This window comes from Streptomyces sp. NPDC058240, from assembly GCF_042882135.1.
Classification (GTDB): Bacteria; Actinomycetota; Actinomycetes; order Streptomycetales; family Streptomycetaceae; genus Streptomyces.
The window spans coordinates 2500-4888 of record NZ_JBHVWT010000116.1; the positions used below are offsets into that span (position 1 = coordinate 2500).

A 2389-nucleotide genomic window follows, 5' to 3' on the forward strand; every position below is an offset into this window, starting at 1 on the left:
TAGTAGCACGCTCAAGACCCGAAGCGGAGTGATCTAGCCATGGGCAGGTTGAAGCGGAGGTAAGACTTCGTGGAGGACCGAACCCACCAGGGTTGAAAACCTGGGGGATGACCTGTGGTTAGGGGTGAAAGGCCAATCAAACTCCGTGATAGCTGGTTCTCCCCGAAATGCATTTAGGTGCAGCGTCGTGTGTTTCTTGCCGGAGGTAGAGCACTGGATAGGCGATGGGCCCTACCGGGTTACTGACCTTAGCCAAACTCCGAATGCCGGTAAGTGAGAGCACGGCAGTGAGACTGTGGGGGATAAGCTCCATGGTCGAGAGGGAAACAGCCCAGAGCATCGACTAAGGCCCCTAAGCGTACGCTAAGTGGGAAAGGATGTGGAGTCGCAGAGACAACCAGGAGGTTGGCTTAGAAGCAGCCACCCTTGAAAGAGTGCGTAATAGCTCACTGGTCAAGTGATTCCGCGCCGACAATGTAGCGGGGCTCAAGCGTACCGCCGAAGTCGTGTCATTCACACATGAAGGGCCAACGCCTGTGTGGATGGGTAGGGGAGCGTCGTGTGCCGGGTGAAGCAGCCGCGGAAGCGAGTTGTGGACGGTTCACGAGTGAGAATGCAGGCATGAGTAGCGATACACACGTGAGAAACGTGTGCGCCGATTGACTAAGGGTTCCTGGGTCAAGCTGATCTGCCCAGGGTAAGTCGGGACCTAAGGCGAGGCCGACAGGCGTAGTCGATGGACAACCGGTTGATATTCCGGTACCCGCTTTGAAACGCCCAGTACTGAATCAGGCGATGCTAAGTCCGTGAAGCCGGCCCGATCTCTTCGGAGTTGAGGGTAGTGGTGGAGCCGATGAACCAGACTTGTAGTAGGTAAGCGATGGGGTGACGCAGGAAGGTAGTCCAGCCCGGGCGGTGGTTGTCCCGGGGTAAGGGTGTAGGACGCACGGTAGGCAAATCCGTCGTGCATATAGTCTGAGACCTGATGCCGAGCCGATTGTGGTGAAGTGGATGATCCTATGCTGTCGAGAAAAGCCTCTAGCGAGTTTCATGGCGGCCCGTACCCTAAACCGACTCAGGTGGTCAGGTAGAGAATACCGAGGCGTTCGGGTGAACTATGGTTAAGGAACTCGGCAAAATGCCCCCGTAACTTCGGGAGAAGGGGGGCCATCACTGGTGAGTGGATTTACTCCATGAGCTGGGGGTGGCCGCAGAGACCAGCGAGAAGCGACTGTTTACTAAAAACACAGGTCCGTGCGAAGCCGTAAGGCGATGTATACGGACTGACGCCTGCCCGGTGCTGGAACGTTAAGGGGACCGGTTAGCTGACTTTCGGGTCGGCGAAGCTGAGAACTTAAGCGCCAGTAAACGGCGGTGGTAACTATAACCATCCTAAGGTAGCGAAATTCCTTGTCGGGTAAGTTCCGACCTGCACGAATGGCGTAACGACTTCTCGACTGTCTCAACCATAGGCCCGGTGAAATTGCACTACGAGTAAAGATGCTCGTTTCGCGCAGCAGGACGGAAAGACCCCGGGACCTTTACTACAGTTTGATATTGGTGTTCGGTTCGGCTTGTGTAGGATAGGTGGGAGACTTTGAAGCGGCCACGCCAGTGGTTGTGGAGTCGTCGTTGAAATACCACTCTGGTCGTGCTGGATGTCTAACCTGGGTCCGTGATCCGGATCAGGGACAGTGTCTGATGGGTAGTTTAACTGGGGCGGTTGCCTCCTAAAGAGTAACGGAGGCGCCCAAAGGTTCCCTCAGCCTGGTTGGCAATCAGGTGTTGAGTGTAAGTGCACAAGGGAGCTTGACTGTGAGACCGACGGGTCGAGCAGGGACGAAAGTCGGGACTAGTGATCCGGCAGTGGCTTGTGGAAGCGCTGTCGCTCAACGGATAAAAGGTACCCCGGGGATAACAGGCTGATCTTCCCCAAGAGTCCATATCGACGGGATGGTTTGGCACCTCGATGTCGGCTCGTCGCATCCTGGGGCTGGAGTCGGTCCCAAGGGTTGGGCTGTTCGCCCATTAAAGCGGTACGCGAGCTGGGTTTAGAACGTCGTGAGACAGTTCGGTCCCTATCCGCTGTGCGCGTAGGAATATTGAGAAGGGCTGTCCCTAGTACGAGAGGACCGGGACGGACGAACCTCTGGTGTGCCAGTTGTTCTGCCAAGGGCATGGCTGGTTGGCTACGTTCGGAAAGGATAACCGCTGAAAGCATCTAAGCGGGAAGCCTGCTTCGAGATGAGTATTCCCACCCTCTTGAAGGGTTAAGGCTCCCAGTAGACGACTGGGTTGATAGGCCAGATGTGGAAGCCCGGTAACGGGTGGAGCTGACTGGTACTAATAGGCCGAGGGCTTGTCCTCAGTTGCTCGCGTCCACTGTGTT

Annotated in this window: 1 rRNA gene (cut by a window edge); it reads left to right on the plus strand. The window is 56.1% G+C overall.

Going from position 1 to position 2389, the window contains the following annotated elements:
* Positions 1-2367, plus strand: a 23S ribosomal RNA gene (locus ACFVX4_RS41500); it begins 855 nt to the left of the window's first position.
* Positions 2368-2389 lie beyond the last annotated feature (22 nt).